Consider the following 14,932-nt stretch of genomic DNA (forward strand, 5'->3'; position numbering starts at 1 on the left):
AGGAGGACGAAATAAATCCCCGGTCATTGACCGGGGATTCCTTTATCCAAAGATATTAAGAACTAGCTGCTTTATCAAATTCTTCGACGATTTCTTTAGGTGGTGTACCCATCTTACTAACGACAATCGCTACAATGGTATTCAATAGGAATCCAGGAACGATTTCGTAAAGATCGAAGATACCGCCACTTAACATGTCAGCCCAAACCACAACGGTTACGGCACCGACGATAATACCGGCAAGCGCACCATTACGTGTGATGCCTTTCCAGAATAGGGACAAGATGATGATCGGACCGAATGCGGCACCGAATCCTGCCCAAGCGTAAGATACAAGTCCAAGAACAGTATTATCCGGGTTACCTGCTAGAAGCACGGCGATCAAGGCGATCGCAGCAACGGCGAAACGACCGACCCATACCAATTCTTTTTCAGAAGCGTTCTTACGGAAAATCGCTTTATAGAAGTCCTCTGCAAGTGCAGAAGAAGATACAAGCAATTGAGAGTCAATGGTACTCATGATGGCAGATAGGATAGCTGCCAGCAAGATACCAGCAATGACTGGGTGGAACAGGATCTGAGAGAAAGTAATGAAAATTTTCTCAGAGTCAGCAAGCATTTGAATGCCGCCTTCTGTTATGACTTCAGCATTAAAGGAAGAGAGATCCGCAACGTCTGCTGTGTTGATATAAGCAAGACCGAAGAGACCTGTAAAAATAGCACCATAAAGACCTAGAACCATCCAGCCGACACCAATAAGACGGGCTTTCGGAACATCTTTAGCCGAACGAAGTGCCATGAAACGTACAAGGATGTGCGGCTGACCGAAGTAACCAAGTCCCCATGCAAGAGATGAGATGATAGCTAACGCCCCGACACCTTGAACCATATTCAAGTAGGATGGATCGATTTGAGCTACAGCGTTTGTCGCTTCATTCCAACCACCCAATTCAGATATAGCTACGATTGGCACTGCGATCAAGGCGAAGAACATCAGGATACCTTGAACGAAGTCTGTCCAACTTACCGCTAGGAAACCACCTAGGAATGTGTAAGAAATAGTTACAATAGCACCAAGCCAAAGCGCTTGCGTGTAGCTTAAAGCAAAGGAAGCTTCGAACAGCTTCGCACCAGCGACCATACCGGAAGAGGTGTAGAAGGTAAAGAATAATAGGATAACAGCTGCAGAGATGACACGTAATACGTGGGAATGATCACGGAAACGGTTTTCTAGATAGTCCGGAACAGTAATCGAATCATTTGCAATTTCTGTGAACACACGCAAGCGGCGTGCGACGAACTGCCAGTTTAAGTATGCACCGATAGCAAGGCCTACACCGATCCATGCTCCGGATAAACCACCTGCATAAATCGCACCGGGCAATCCTAATAGTAACCAGCCACTCATGTCGGATGCACCAGCGGATAATGCAGCTACTCCTGGTCCTAAACGACGACCACCTAATACATAATCAGATAAATCACTTGTCAGACGGTATGCAGCGAAACCAATTCCTAACATACCGATTAAATAAATTATAAACGTTATTAACGTAGCAGTACTCATTTTCTGTTATTCGCTCCTCTCAGTGAATAGTGTAATGATAGATAGAATGATTAAAATCGGCATCGGGACGAACAACCAGAACCAGGTTGCACCTCCGATGGATGCTGTTGTTGCGGTAGCGAGTTCAAACACACTGTCACCTCCCAAGTATTGGTATATACAATTCTATGCAATCGTACCGACGCATGGTTCTTAAGTCACAAAGACTTAAAAAATCCAAACACAGGTACCACTATATCATAATACTTTTGTAAGAACATTGCAAAAATTGCGTAATATTAGAGTAATTGAATATTTATGCCCGAATATTGTATAAAAATACGTATATGTGACATTTTTATGATAAACATTCACAAAATTTAATTTAATTTTTTTTATCATCAGTTAAAAATGGGGAAATTTCCCCTTTTCCTGACGTAGTTAGTATGTTCTGTTTTTGATAAAAAAACCCTTTTTCCTTCAATAGAGGAAAAAAGGGTTTTGGTGGAATTTCATAACATCTCTGATGTTGTTTTTCCTTGCATGTGGTGGATTAAATAATCCGGACCACCGGCTTTTGAATCTGTACCGGACATATTGAAGCCACCGAATGGATGATAGCCGACGATTGCTGCTGTACATCCACGATTGAAATACAAATTCCCTACATGGAAGTCCTCGCGTGCTTTTTCAATGTGGCCCCGATTGTTTGAAATGACCGCACCTGTCAGGCCATATTCCGTATTATTAGCGATTTCGATCGCCTCATCAAACGACTTTGCTTTTGTAAAGCCGACGACTGGACCAAAGATCTCCTCCTGCATAATCCGTGCGTCCGGCTGAAGGTCAGCAAAAACAGTTGGAGCAACGAACCAGCCTTTACTATCGTCTCCTTTACCACCCGCCATCAACTTGCCTTCCTGTTTACCGATATCGATATAATCCATAATTTTATCATAAGCACCCTGATCGATGACCGGTCCCATATAGTTGCTGTTGTCCTTGGGATCTCCGTAGTTGACCTGTTCTCTCGTCTTCTGTACAACACGATCGAGAAGCTCGTCATAAACATCTGCATGGGCTACCACACGAGAACAGGCTGAACATTTCTGCCCGGAAAAACCGAAGGCTGAATATGTGATCGCATCTGCCGCTAGTTCAAGGTCTGAATCGTTATCGACTACGATGGTGTCCTTCCCGCCCATTTCGATAATCGTCCGCTTAAGCCATTGCTGACCGTCCTGAACTTTTGCTGCACGTTCGAAAATGCGTGTTCCGACTGCACGGGAACCAGTGAAGCTTACAAAACGTGTTCGCGGGTGATCAACTAAATAATCGCCCACTTCCTTGCCGCTTCCTGGTATATAATTGATGACCCCATTCGGAAGACCCGCTTCTTCTAGAACCTCCATCATCTTATATGCGATAATTGGGGTGGAACTCGCTGGCTTCAAAAGAACTGTATTCCCAGTAACCATTGCCGCGACCGTAGTTCCACACATAATTGCAAACAAAAAGTTCCATGGTGAAATGACTACACCTACGCCTAACGGGATGTAGTGGAAACGGTTGTTTTCAATCGGACGGGAATTGATCTCGACCCCTTTATCTATTTCAAGCATTTGACGCCCATAATACTCCAAGAAATCAATCGCTTCTGCGGTATCCGCATCCGCTTCTTTCCAAGGTTTACCCCCTTCTTTCACTAAATGGGCGGTAAACTCATGCTTCCTGCGGCGCACGATAGCTGCTGATCGGAACAAGATATCGGCACGGAACTGCGCTTTCGTCTTGCGCCACGACTCAAACGTTTCATCTGCAATCTGATGTGCTTTTTCCGCAAGGTCCTGATTCGCTTTTGAAACCCGGCCAATAACCTCTTTTTTGTTCGCTGGATTGACGACTTCTATCTTGTCATCCGTCATGATCCGCTCCCCACCGATAATCAGGGGATAATCTTTTCCAAGGTCCGCTTCGACCTGCTTGAGCGCAGATTCCAAAGCCTTCCGATTTTCTTCCACAGTAAAATCAGTAAATGGTTCATGTTTGTACGGCACTACCATACTAAAACCGCCTCCTTGAAAGTAAATGGGGTGACGCTATGTAATTTTTAGAAAATTACCACATTAAGCGTTTCCATATATATTCTATCGTAACTACTAAAGGAGTTCAAACCATTACCATCTAAATATAAGCAAATATAGTGTTTTATTACAATCATCTCATGTATAGGCTGTTTTACTCTATTTTTTGTCGAAAAAAGTTGGAATACGCCACATTTATCTTCACGCTATATTCAATGCGGAATTCAGATAAATGAAGAGCCGCACGGATCCTTTCTCTCCGTACGGCTCATTATCATCATTCATAGACATGTACAAACGGTTCTTGTTCCCCAGGTTTTCTTACAATCAAGCTTTCCGGTTCGTCCATGTTATGGATTTTCACTTGCACTCCATAATGTTCAGAAAACATCTCGTTGACAAGACTGTATACATATTGAGTAAAACCGACAACTTCTGACTCAGATTGGAATTGGATCGGGATCTCGATCGAGACATGCTGTAATTCATCATTTACATAGAAACCATTGCCGATCATCCCAACGAAATTAGGAAAGTAATCGGAGACTTCTTTACGAAAATCAGAGAAAATCTGTGAGTCATCAAAATGTCTTTCTTCTGCTTCATCAGATGGGAAAAGTATGTGTTCCTCATTGATGGCGTCCCATCCATTCAAAGCCGTATCTGATCCTTCAGCGTATGCTTTGCTCAAGAATTTTCCAGGTACTTTTGAGCTCGCCTCTTCCTCTTCATATAAAGCAAAGACGACAGGGACATCCTTCAGTTCTTCACGCTTGCGGATACGCTTCAAGATTTCATCGGCGTATTCTTTACCTTTTTGCAACAGTTCCTCAGTGGAATGGTCTTCTGAATAATTACGGCCCTCAACGGTGAAATTATAGACAGTCCGCAATGAAATGCCGATGGTGACGCCTTCTAATTCCACCACGTTTTCATCTTTTTTAACTAAATAGTCCTGCTCGACGATATTGGAAATAAAACGCGGATGCTCCCGAAAGTCTTCTTCGGATGCTTCATTTTCGTCTAGTGCAGGGTTCAATCCGCCTTCTGTATCTTTCTCTTCATCATCTTCTGCAGGCTCTCCTCGGCCCAACCATTCCATTAAAGTTTCATGGCCGAGATACTGTCCAGGTTGAAAAAAATACTTCTCCGGGCTAAAATGCTCTTTAGAATGACGACGTAGACCACTTTCGAATTCATCGATATCCATTCGATTGCCCATCTGATTCGTTGTCACTCCACGGGCACTCGAAACTTTCGGGCTGCTTTCCGTCAATATCATCCGGTAATTTTCGTCGGAAATACTATAGTTCGGGACGATTGCCGATTGATTGTTCGTTTCGTCTTTCGTCTCCTGAATGACTTCTTCTCTATTGTCAAAAACGGGCGTACACGCGCTTACGATGAGCACAGAACTTATAATGATCAGTGCGTGCCACTTCCTCATGCTTTCCACTCCCTAATTATCAGACTCCGTCATAACTAATGTTGATGATTAATCGAATGATGCTGAAACTTAATAAGGCCATCAGATTCTTCCATTAACGTCTGGTCCGTTCTGCTGTCTCTGTTAAAGGATTGTATATCTATGTATTCCCTCCCCCTTCACTTAGTCAAAAGGAAGAGAACCTTACATGATAAATCGCGGGAATATCAACAGAATGATATAACAGAGCCAATGATTAAAAGCATCAGCGCCTTTCCTCTTCAATAGAAAGGCGCTACAGCTGGACTTCCAATAACATAAATTCAAGAACGCTTATAATATAGCTTTCCTGAACTCCTCTTCATCCCATATTTCAATCCCTAAATCACTTGCTTTCGTATATTTTGAACCGGCGTCCTCTCCTGCGATCAAGAGGTCTGTCTTCTTACTTACACTACCTGTCACATTGCCGCCAAGATCCTCGACGATCTTCTTCACTTCTGAGCGGCTGTAATTCTCCATTTTGCCAGTAAGGACGATCGTTTTATCCATGAATGGAGAATCGTCCGGCTGGTCGCTTTTCTTCGGGCCTTTATATTCCATATTAAGGCCAAGTTCTTTGAGTTCTTCCAATAACTGGGTGACTTGAGGTTTATCAAAATAGCTGGCGATCGATTCTGCCATTTTGCTGCCGATTTCAGGGATCTGTTCAAGCGCTTCTGCATCTGCTTCCATGAGTGCGTCCATATGCTCAAAATGTTGAGCGAGTGTACTGGCTGCTTTTGAGCCGACATAGCGGACGCCAAGTCCGAATAGAAGGCGTTCAAGCGATTTCTCTTTCGACACCTCAATAGCTTTCAGCAGGTTCTCCACTGATTTTTCACCCATACGTTCAAGCTGTAGCAACTCTTCGCGGTCCAACTTGTACAAGTCGGCAATATTGTGGATCAATGACTCCTGAAAAAGCTGTGCGATAACTTTTTCGCCGAGCCCTTCGATATCCATCGCGTTTCTTGATACAAAATGGATCAATCCTTCGCGGAGCTGGGCAGGACAGTTCGGGTTGATGCAGCGCAGCGCCACTTCTTCATCCAAACGGACAAGTTCACTCTCGCATTCCGGACATGTTTCCGGCATGCGGTAAGGTTCTTCGTCGCCTGTCCGCTGTTCAGTCAATACGCGCACAACCTCTGGAATGATATCACCCGCTTTTTTTATGACGACCGTGTCGCCGACGCGGATGTCTTTTTCCTTGATCAAATCTTCATTATGCAACGAGGCACGCTGTACAGTGGTCCCGGCTACTTTGACCGGATCAAGTACTGCTGTTGGGGTGACCGCACCGGTACGTCCGACACTCAATTCAATCTCATTCAACTTCGTTACCGCTTCTTCCGCAGGGAATTTGTATGCCGTCGCCCATCGCGGGCTTTTTGCTGTGAAACCGAGCGTTTCCTGCTGGTCGAGATCATCGACTTTAATGACAATGCCGTCGATTTCATAGTCAAGATCAGCGCGGCGTTCGACCCAGCTATGAACATAGTCGATCACTGCTTCTATATCGTTACACTTTTTCCATTCCGGATTTGTTTTGAGACCGAGATCCTTCATTTTTTCTAGTCGTTGACTATGAGAATCCGAGGAATCATTTTCCCACACGCCGATGCCATAAAGGAAGATATCCAGGTTCCGCTTCGCTGCGATTTTCGGGTCCAGCTGTCTTAAAGATCCCGCAGCAGCATTACGAGGGTTAGCAAAAGGCTCCTCACCGTTTGATTCCTTCACTTCGTTCAAACCGATGAACGATTTTTTCGGCATATATGCCTCGCCACGCACCTCAAGCGTCACTGGTTCCTCCAAACGAAGCGGGATGTTACGGATTGTGCGTAGATTTTTCGTAATATCTTCCCCTGTCGTACCATCCCCGCGAGTCGCCCCACGAACAAACACCCCATCTTCATATTTCAATGAGACAGCGAGACCATCAATTTTCAGTTCACAAACATAACTGACTTCATTATCTGTACCGTTTTTCACACGACGATCGAAATCACGCAGCTCCTGATCGTCAAAGGCATTGCCAAGGCTCAACATCGGAATGTCGTGCTGCACTTTGACGAAAGCATCAAGAGGCTTACCCCCGACCCGCTGTGAAGGTGAGTCTGGTGTCTGCAAGTCAGGAAACTCCTCTTCAAGCTCAATCAATTCGCGCAATTTCTGGTCATAGACGGCATCCGGTACTGATGGCGCGTCTAAGGTGTAATATTCATAGCTGTATTGTTCTAATGATTGTTTCAAAGCTTCGATTTTTTGCTGGGCTTCCATTGCATTCATATCCATCCACTTCCTTACACTTTCGTAATCGGAGCAAAACGGGCGAGCAATCGTTTGATGCCGGTCGGTGCCGGGAAGGCAATATCAAGCTCCATCCCGTCTCCTTCCCCTTGCACTTTGACGACAGTCCCTTCGCCCCACTTCTTGTGTTTCGCTTTATCCCCAGGCTGCCAACCGATTTTTTCTCCACCAGTTGAACCACTCTCTGGTTTCTTAGCTGCACGCTTTTTCGGTGCCGCTTGAGGCTTCGCATCAAAAGGTGTACGTTCAGGTTTTTTATTGAAAAATGGCAGTTCTTCTTTTTCTTCCTTGCCTTCAACTAAATCCTCTGGAATCTCGTTGATGAAGCGACTGATCGGGTTCATATTCGTGCGGCCGTACAATGTACGCATTTTCGCATGCGAAATGAACAGCTCTTTTTCGGCACGGGTGATGCCGACATAAGCTAGACGACGCTCTTCTTCCATCTCTTCTTCTTCCATCAATGCACGGCTGTGTGGAAATACATTCTCCTCCATACCAATCAAGAAAACGACAGGGAACTCAAGTCCCTTCGCTGAGTGCAGAGTCATCAACGTGACTGTATCGTCACTATCCGGATCATCATTCATAGAATCGATATCCGCAATCAAAGCAAGATCCGTCAAGAAAGCGATCAGTGTTTTATCTTCTGCATTTTCTTCAAAATTCTTCGTTACTGATTTAAATTCTTCAATGTTCTCAAGACGGCTTTGCGCTTCAATGCTTTTTTCATTGAGCAGCATCTCTTCATAGCCTGTCTTATCAATCACATCCTGAACCATGTCCGTCGCTGATAAAAATTCTTGCTGCTGCGTCCAGTTTTGAATCATCTTTCTAAAGCTCATAATCGCTTTAGCCGCCTTAGCACTTACGCCGACAAAATCGACCTCTGCTGCTGCTTCATATAAGGAAATATCGTGGTCTGCTGCATATGCCATCATTTTGTCCATACTTGTTTTACCGACGCCGCGTTTCGGTTCGTTGACGACACGCAGAAAACTCAGGTCATCGTTCGGGTTCGAAATCAACCGGAGGTATGCAAGCAGATCTTTGATCTCCTTACGGTCATAGAACTTCGTACCGCCGACCATTTGATAAGGGATTCCTGCTTTGACGAACGTCTCCTCAATCGTACGTGATTGCGCATTCGTCCGGTACAAAATCGAAGCATCCTGGTAGCGGAATTTCCCCTGCCGCACCATGTCTTCAATTTTATCAGTGACAAAAAGAGCTTCTTCACGCTCCGTACCTGCTTGGTGATAATGGATCTTTTCTCCACCTTTATTATCTGTCCACAGGTGTTTCGGTTTACGACCACTATTATTATCGATCACATTATTCGCTGCATTCAGGATCAATTCTGTTGAGCGGTAATTGCGCTCAAGGAGAATCGTCCGGGCTTTAGGATAGTCATTCTCAAAATTGAGGATGTTTTGGATATCCGCCCCGCGCCAGGCATATATCGACTGGTCAGAATCACCGACTACACACAAATTCTGATAGCGGCTCGCCAGATGCTTGACCAACTGATACTGCGCATGGTTCGTATCCTGATACTCATCTACATGGATATACTGGAAGCGGCGCTGATAGGATTCAAGCACTTCCGGTACTTCATCGAATAAGCGCAGTGTCTGCATAATCAAATCATCAAAATCGAGAGACTGGTTTTTACGCAGCTTTTTCTGGTACCCTTTATAAATTTCTGCGATTTGTTCCTCATGCATGTTGCCTGCATCCTTTGCATAATCTTCCGCTGTCATCAGTTCGTTCTTCGAATTACTGATTGCGCCAAGCATGGCACGGGGGTCCCATTTTTTCGGATCCAGGTTGATATCTTTCAAAACTTGTTTAATGACTGACAATTGATCGCTCGAATCTAAAATGGAAAAATTACGATCGTACCCGATACGGTCGATATCGCGACGTAAAATCCGCACACACATCGAGTGGAAAGTCGACATCCAGATTTTCTCGCCTTCTTTTCCGACAAGGGATTCGACACGCTCTTTCATTTCACGCGCCGCTTTATTTGTAAACGTGATCGCTAATATATTTCGTGGTGCTATATCTTTTTCACTAAGTAAGTAGGCGATGCGGTGCGTCAAGACACGCGTCTTTCCACTTCCAGCACCAGCCATGATCAAAAGCGGTCCTTCCGTGTGGGTAACCGCGTTGCGTTGTTCTTCGTTCAAGCCTTGAATCAAAGCGTTCAATGCCTGTGTCATGAGGGTCCACCATCCTTCATCTTTGTTGATTTTACTGCTTCTACCGTTTGAAGAGCAACCTCTAGATTATCATAAATCACATTACCTACGACGATTACATCCGCATAAACACTCATTTCCTGTGCCTGTTCTCTTGACCGGATGCCCCCACCGTAAACAAGTTTCGTATGTTTTAATTCACTTGCAATTTCTTTGACCCGTTCAGGATCGCCATACATACCGCTGTATTCCATATAAAAAACGGGTAAACGGAAAACATGCTCGGCCATCTGCGCATATGCCTGAACATCTTGTTTATCAGGAAGTGTGCAGTCCGTTTTTTTAAAAACCTTAGCTTCTGGATTGAGCACACAATACCCTTCTGTCACCATGTCGTCCCAATCAATGAGATCTCCATATTCCTTGACCGCCTGATGTTGGACATCAAGCATCCACCTTTTGTACTGACTGTTGAGCACAAGCGGAATGAAATACTTATCGAAACCCGGCGCAATCGCTTCGATATCCGAAACTTCAAGCACACAAGGAAGATCATATCGCTGTACTCGCTCTTGCAAGTCCGTCACATTTTCAAAGGTGACGCCATCCGTCCCTCCGATGATGATTGCATCCGTCCCTGACGTACAGACAGCCTGGAGGTCCCGGTCTGTGATCGTTTTGTTCGGATCAAGCTTGAATACATGATCCCACTCATTTATATTGTACATTTCCGTCCTCCAAAACAACAGTTTTCCATTCACTCATTATAGCAAACTTTCCGTCTCGGGTTGAGTGGTTCAGAGAGAGAAAAAAGCTTATGTTTTTACAAAAACTAAAAAAAGCCCTCCCCACCAGGATCGGCCACTGAAAAACCCTTTTCACTCTAGAGGAGCTGTTAAAGTTTGTTGTTGCTTCTCACGAATCGCTTCTCGATGGATGCTTGCCGCGGGCACGGCCTCAGCTAACTTGGTCAAGAAGATCCACTTGACCAAGTTAGCTGAGGCTCGCGCAGTTCCCGCAGGCGTCACCACCGAACGCTCATCGTGGAATCAACGTGGCCCAACTAAAAAGAGTGATCTTTTTTGATTTATAAAAGAAAATCACTCTGCGTGTACAAGAGCTGGTGGCAATATTCACCGTCAATATAAAACGAATACTAAAGCTCATGGAGGAGTAAGAGCCCGAATGTCTCATCGAAATAATGAAGCCGTGGAACAATAAAATCGTCCTACTCAGCTTTTTCTTGATGCATAACTCAGGAAGTTGCAGTTCTTCAGTAGCAAAGATTTTACGAGGGATGCTCCGGCAGCAACCTTGTGGATGTGAACGTCATCGTCACCAGGCCGACACTTAAAATCGTCATTGCTGACAACAGCAGCGTTTCTAATGAAAAAAGGTATCCGCTCGCTCCAATGATCAACGCATCAATCGCAAGAATGACAAAGCCGACATTCACCTTCCACCAATCGGCGATCATTTGGGCCAGCAAGTCTGTCCCACCGGTGCTCGTATGATGACGGAGCATCAGCCCGATCCCTCCACCGACAAGGGCCCCGCCCAGAATTGAACTGATTGCTGGATCAAGCGGCAGATGGTACGCCCTCAGTCCTTGCAACACATCGATCGTAAAGGAGGAAACCAGTAACCCGTGTAAACTATTGTAAAAATAATCCCTATAAAAAAACCAGGCGAGCGCAAAGATCGGTATGCTGAAACAGATAATGGTCAGCCCCACCTTCAACCCCCATATGTAATTCATAATCATTCCGAGTCCAATGATTCCGCCATCCAACACGTGGTCCGGGATGAGAAAAAAGTTGATGCCTAAAGAAAGGATCAAGCTTCCGATTACAATCATAACACCTTTTTTTACCATTGTTATCATCTGTCGGCTCCCCTTCCATTGTTCTATCCTATGCTCGTCCTTTTTTAAATAGAAGGAAGAGGGGGGGCGAGCCGTATATCAGCTAAACCTCCAATATCCTAACCCCCGGGGAACATAGCGGTAGGCACTGACAGATATTTCAATATTCCTGAGCACAAAAAAAGACTGCTCACATTTTCTGCGGCAGTCGGATCGGACTATTCGGTTCTTTTTTCATGTACACGATCGAGCGCTTTCGTGTAAGCGTCGTTTCCGTAGTTCAAGCAACGTTTCACACGGGAAATCGTCGCAGTCGATGCACCTGTTTCGGTTTCGATTTTATGATAGGTGAAGCCATCTCTAAGCATGCGTGCTACTTCAAGACGCTGGGCAAGGGACTGCACTTCATTCATCGTCGCTAAGTCATCGAAAAATTCGTAGCATTCTTCAACATTTTGCAAGGATAAGATTGATTCGAACAATTGATCAAGTGTTTTTCCGCGTAGTTTGTCGATTTGCATCCAGATTCCCTCCTTTAATTAGAACGGTTTGAAGTTTGTACAGTCGCGTTTTTCGGGATGATGTTCACCCAAGTATGACCTGGGGTGAAGGATAACGGTTCGCCATCCTCAAATGGCAGTAATTGTCCGTCAATGTTTTTCCATTGGACTTCTTTCAACTGCCCTTTTTGTAAAAGATAAGCGTCTCCGCCTGAGGTCAGATCGATATCTCGGCGACCGACGTTGTCAATGATCTGATGATCGGTTTTAATGACAAAGATATTTTCGACGGCAATTCTTTCGTTGTTAGCGCGATCAATAGTCGGTTCCCCGTCACTCGAGCGCAGAAACTGTTCATTTTCTTCATCATAAGAATAACTGACTTCAGTACTATTCGAGTAAGCGATTGTTACATCATCTACAGGGTTTCCATCAAGCTGGCTGTCCTCTTTAAATGGCAGATCTTTATGGTTCACCGTCGTTTCATAACTCTTGTGATCAACAGCCCGATCAATTCCATCTGTTAAAAGATAGGAGTTGTGGGGCGCTGCCCGGTCCGATGAACGCTGGAACAACCAACCGTTGTTATCGTAAATCGCTCCGTTCAAATACCGCACTCCACTGTTTGCGACTTGCTGATTGATCGCTGTCGACGCCCCATGGTAGACATAAAGCGCATCATGGCCATCCGCAAGTTCAAAATAATACGGACGTGCGCTTCTTACTGGTCCAATTGTATCAGGAATCTCACTTTGGAACAAAGCCAAAAACCGCGTGATTTGCCCTTCTGCCAACACTTCATAGACGAGATCAGCCTGGCTCAGTCCAGATTGTGGTCTGGCTTTTGTGTGGTTATTGACCATGACGGACACAATAGGCGTGTCTATGGGGTCATCCGCTGGTTCCCCCGTCAATGGGAAAACATCTTTATGAGTTGATTCCGCATCGTTTGGTTCGACTGACACTTTTTCTTCTTCAACCGGTTTCTCTCTTTCGTCGGTTTCTGATTTCTCTGGTTCTTCAGAAGACTGGTTCGCCCCTGCTTCTTTATTACAAGCTGCAAGGAACAACAGTACAATCAAGGTGAAGAATGTAAGCTTTCTCATTCCAGCACTTCCTTTTGCTCAATATTCCCGTTTCTATTTTAACGCATTATTGAAGGAAAGAGTACCTCTTTCTTTTTCACGTCCATGATTCCAAGTGGTGTAATCCGGATATAAGGTAAATGCATGGATGATAAGAATAACAGTGTGTAAACCGGATCAGTAAATGAAGAACCATGTTCATGCAAGCACTCTTTCAGACGATTTTCCTCAACTATCAATTCTTTCAGCGGCAATTCGGACATGACCCCTCCTAACGGCAATGGAAGTTCGAATAAAATTTCCCCCTCATTGACAAGTACGATCCCACCACCGATTTCATTCATACGTTTGAATGCTTTTTTCATATCAGAACGGGATTTTCCGATTAGTATTAAATCTCCTGTGTTGCTATAAGAACTGACAAGTGCACCTAGTGAATGAGTAAATCCTTTAATCAGGGTATTGACCATCCATTCGCCTTCACGGTCCATCAGCATCAAGAACGCTTCATGCGTCTCATTAGACAGACGTTCTGCTGAAGCGTCGATGTCAATCGCATAAGGTCTCATAATGACGTCGTTCACCATTTCCATCCCAATCGGCATGGAGAATTGCATATCCTCATCACTTACTTCCCAATTGAGGTCAAGTGGTTCTATGCCATTTTTCTCCCATTCAATCGGGGTTTCTTTTTGCAACGACTCATCCTCCCGTTTCACCCATTCGCCTTTCCCGATGACAGAGTGGGGAGTAGGATCTTTCGGATCCCGCAGAAAATTGAGATGCGCCACACGCCCTGCATTCAAACTGCCGACACGATTCTCAACGCCAAAGTGACGCGCAGGGTGATAAGTGGCCATCATATAAGCGTCAATTTCCGGAACACCAGCATCTATAGCAATTTTCACACATTGATTGATCAGTCCTTCACGATAGAATCCAGGCGTGGATCCATCTGTTGTGTACATTAAATGGTCATAGTGCGTGTGCCCTTTTTCCTGGAGCCCTTGTAAGATCTCAGGCAGATCCGGACGAATCGAAGAATATCGCAACCCTGTCTGATAGCCGATTTCCAAACGGTTCATTACATCATCTGCGGTCATAGATTCGTGTTCTGAGTCCATACCCAGCAGCCGCATTTTAACGAGCGTTTTTTTAGAAGCTCCCGGCAAGTGAGCTTCAAGAGGCTTTCGTGAGCGCTTCGTTTCCTGCATCCAATGAAGTATTTGCTCGTCACCACCATGAAGGACATCCGGCCAGGCCGTCAGTTCGCCCCCCTGGATGACCGCGTCATGCTCAATCCAATCCGGAATCTGGACGTCGAATGCTTCTTTGTCCTCGTCACGCAAGGCAGATTGGGAGTCAAAACGTGCCCACCAATACATGGTCGCAGGTAAATTCATGAATTCTTCCAACAAAGAAAACGCTTTCTCCTTTTTTGTTAAAAAAAGCCACATTAAATTATCATTGATCAAAGTGGTCGTACCGGCTTCTGCTGCATATTCAGCTAAGCTCTGGGGATTATATAACTGAAATGGATGGGCGTGGGGCTCTATGTAGCCTGGAACGATATAGCTGTCCTTACCTTCAATGATTTCTGTACCATCTGTATTGGAAGGAAGCTCTTTGCCCGTATAAATGATGCGGTCTTCATATAGCCATATGTGGCCAGTCATCCATTGTTTCAAATAAACATTCAAATAAGTAGTGTTTTTTATCAGCTTTGTCGGCGCACTTGAACCGTCGATGACAGCCGCGTGTTCTCTCAACTGCCGGTTCCGCCAACGGAAGCGAGTCTCATTCATGGAGCGTCCCTCCCTGATTTCATTATGTTCTATCGTAACACAGGATCAATTCAACTGCTA

At 45.0% G+C, this 14,932-nt stretch carries 12 protein-coding genes; all 12 read right to left on the bottom strand.

What is annotated here, in order from left to right:
* Positions 1-55 precede the first annotated feature (55 nt).
* Positions 56-1,567: a sodium/proline symporter PutP gene (putP, locus tag HLI_RS07540; protein WP_128524413.1), complete on the bottom strand. Its 1,512-nt coding sequence runs from the start codon at positions 1,565-1,567 to the stop codon at positions 56-58.
* Positions 1,568-1,573: 6 nt separating this feature from the next.
* The gene (locus tag HLI_RS22120) at positions 1,574-1,699 is read right to left on the bottom strand and encodes a hypothetical protein (protein ID WP_277750309.1); all 126 of its coding nucleotides are present in this window, start codon (positions 1,697-1,699) and stop codon (positions 1,574-1,576) included.
* Positions 1,700-2,058: 359 nt separating this feature from the next.
* Complete coding sequence (gene pruA, locus HLI_RS07545) at positions 2,059-3,609, bottom strand: L-glutamate gamma-semialdehyde dehydrogenase (protein WP_128524414.1); 1,551 nt, start codon at positions 3,607-3,609, stop codon at positions 2,059-2,061.
* Positions 3,610-3,907: 298 nt separating this feature from the next.
* Positions 3,908-5,077: a CamS family sex pheromone protein gene (locus HLI_RS07550; RefSeq protein ID WP_128524415.1), complete on the bottom strand. Its 1,170-nt coding sequence runs from the start codon at positions 5,075-5,077 to the stop codon at positions 3,908-3,910.
* Positions 5,078-5,389: 312 nt separating this feature from the next.
* Complete coding sequence (gene ligA, locus HLI_RS07555; protein ID WP_128524416.1) at positions 5,390-7,390, bottom strand: NAD-dependent DNA ligase LigA; 2,001 nt, start codon at positions 7,388-7,390, stop codon at positions 5,390-5,392.
* Between the two features lie 14 nt (positions 7,391-7,404).
* A complete protein-coding gene (pcrA, locus tag HLI_RS07560) occupies positions 7,405-9,639 on the bottom strand; it encodes a DNA helicase PcrA (protein WP_128524417.1) in 2,235 nt (744 codons plus the stop codon).
* The gene (locus HLI_RS07565) at positions 9,636-10,346 is read right to left on the bottom strand and encodes a heptaprenylglyceryl phosphate synthase (protein WP_128524418.1); all 711 of its coding nucleotides are present in this window, start codon (positions 10,344-10,346) and stop codon (positions 9,636-9,638) included. The genes pcrA and HLI_RS07565 overlap by 4 nt, the downstream gene beginning before the upstream one ends.
* A 150-nt stretch (positions 10,347-10,496) precedes the next feature.
* Entirely contained in the window at positions 10,497-10,649 is a 153-nt protein-coding gene (locus HLI_RS21560; protein WP_164908512.1) for a hypothetical protein, read from the bottom strand.
* Positions 10,650-10,906: 257 nt separating this feature from the next.
* Complete coding sequence (locus HLI_RS07570; RefSeq protein ID WP_431357394.1) at positions 10,907-11,503, bottom strand: YitT family protein; 597 nt, start codon at positions 11,501-11,503, stop codon at positions 10,907-10,909.
* A gap of 197 nt (positions 11,504-11,700) precedes the next feature.
* Positions 11,701-12,003 (bottom strand): YerC/YecD family TrpR-related protein, encoded by a 303-nt coding sequence (locus tag HLI_RS07575; RefSeq protein ID WP_128524419.1) that lies wholly within the window; start codon positions 12,001-12,003, stop codon positions 11,701-11,703.
* A 14-nt stretch (positions 12,004-12,017) separates the two neighbouring features.
* On the bottom strand, positions 12,018-13,088 hold the full coding sequence (locus tag HLI_RS07580; protein WP_128524420.1) for a DUF3048 domain-containing protein: 1,071 nt from the start codon (positions 13,086-13,088) through the stop codon (positions 12,018-12,020).
* Between the two features lie 38 nt (positions 13,089-13,126).
* Positions 13,127-14,872: an adenine deaminase C-terminal domain-containing protein gene (locus tag HLI_RS07585; RefSeq protein ID WP_128524421.1), complete on the bottom strand. Its 1,746-nt coding sequence runs from the start codon at positions 14,870-14,872 to the stop codon at positions 13,127-13,129.
* Positions 14,873-14,932: the final 60 nt, after the last annotated feature.

The sequence above is a fragment of the Halobacillus litoralis genome (assembly GCF_004101865.1).
Lineage (GTDB): Bacteria > Bacillota > Bacilli > Bacillales > Halobacillaceae > Halobacillus > Halobacillus litoralis_A.

What these genes read in the sequence shown, in the direction of transcription:
- putP (WP_128524413.1), bottom strand. Translation starts at nt 1,567, where the DNA reads ATGAGTACTGCTACGTTAATAACGTTTATAATTTATTTAATCGGTATG.
- HLI_RS07585 (WP_128524421.1), bottom strand. Translation starts at nt 14,872, where the DNA reads ATGAATGAGACTCGCTTCCGTTGGCGGAACCGGCAGTTGAGAGAACAC.
- pcrA (WP_128524417.1), bottom strand. Translation starts at nt 9,639, where the DNA reads ATGACACAGGCATTGAACGCTTTGATTCAAGGCTTGAACGAAGAACAA.
- HLI_RS07565 (WP_128524418.1), bottom strand. Translation starts at nt 10,346, where the DNA reads ATGTACAATATAAATGAGTGGGATCATGTATTCAAGCTTGATCCGAAC.
- HLI_RS07570 (WP_431357394.1), bottom strand. Translation starts at nt 11,503, where the DNA reads ATGATAACAATGGTAAAAAAAGGTGTTATGATTGTAATCGGAAGCTTG.
- pruA (WP_128524414.1), bottom strand. Translation starts at nt 3,609, where the DNA reads ATGGTAGTGCCGTACAAACATGAACCATTTACTGATTTTACTGTGGAA.
- HLI_RS07580 (WP_128524420.1), bottom strand. Translation starts at nt 13,088, where the DNA reads ATGAGAAAGCTTACATTCTTCACCTTGATTGTACTGTTGTTCCTTGCA.
- ligA (WP_128524416.1), bottom strand. Translation starts at nt 7,390, where the DNA reads ATGAATGCAATGGAAGCCCAGCAAAAAATCGAAGCTTTGAAACAATCA.
- HLI_RS07550 (WP_128524415.1), bottom strand. Translation starts at nt 5,077, where the DNA reads ATGAGGAAGTGGCACGCACTGATCATTATAAGTTCTGTGCTCATCGTA.
- HLI_RS07575 (WP_128524419.1), bottom strand. Translation starts at nt 12,003, where the DNA reads ATGCAAATCGACAAACTACGCGGAAAAACACTTGATCAATTGTTCGAA.